Source organism: Mycobacterium sp. 1465703.0 (genome assembly GCF_001672975.1).
In the GTDB taxonomy this organism is placed as follows: Bacteria; Actinomycetota; Actinomycetes; order Mycobacteriales; family Mycobacteriaceae; genus Mycobacterium.
In genome coordinates this window covers 1-734 of sequence record NZ_LZKU01000195.1, presented here as the reverse complement: position 1 = coordinate 734, position 734 = coordinate 1, and the positions used below count along the sequence as shown (strand labels likewise).

General features: G+C 68.4%; 1 protein-coding gene and 1 pseudogene. One reads left to right on the top strand and one right to left on the bottom strand.

Features of this window, described 5'->3' with window-relative positions:
- Positions 1-76, top strand: a pseudogene (locus A5625_RS29205) (NAD-dependent protein deacylase); the annotation flags it as partial.
- Between the two features lie 54 nt (positions 77-130).
- Here A5625_RS29205 and A5625_RS18105 read toward each other — a convergent pair.
- Positions 131-734: NAD-dependent protein deacylase (locus tag A5625_RS18105; RefSeq protein WP_066996855.1), on the bottom strand; the 604-nt coding region annotated here is incomplete at its 5' end.

Here is a 734-nt window from a genome sequence, read left to right as displayed (position 1 = left end):
CAGCACACAGGGCTGGCGCGACAATCCGCAGCGGGTCTGGGGCTGGTATCTGTGGCGTCACTATCTGGTCGCCGATGCCGGTGTCGGAGCTACTGCTCGGCCGCGCGCACCGGCCCTGACCGCGGCGCGGTCAGCTCAGCAGGGCCGGTAGCCGCTGCAGCAATCCGGGCAGAGCCCGGCTGGCCGTCTCCCGCATGCTGATCGTCACGCTGCCCGACAACGGGGTGACTTCGGGATTGACCTCGATGACGGCGGTGCCGCGAGCCAGCGCCAGCTCGGCCAGGCCCGCCGCCGGATAGACGATCGCCGAGGTCCCCACCACCACCATCACGTCGGCTGCCTCGGTCGCCTCGATGGCGCGCTGCCACGGCTGGTCGGGCAACTGCTCACCGAACCAGACGATGTCCGGCCGGATCAGACCGCCGCAGTGACATACCGGCGGCTCCACTTCCAGTGCCGGTTCGGCCATCACGGGCAGCGCACCGGAATAGGGCGCATCGCAACGCGCACAACGGAATTCGAACAGGCTGCCGTGCAGGTGATGAACCGATCGGCTTCCCGCGCGCTCGTGCAGATCGTCGACGTTCTGCGTGATGACGCTGACCTCGGCGTCGTCTTGCCAGGCGGCGATGGCGCGATGGCCCGCATTCGGTTGGACATCGGCGACCAGATAGTGACGCCACAGATACCAGCCCCAGACCCGCTGCGGATTGTCGCGCCAGCCCTGTGTGCTG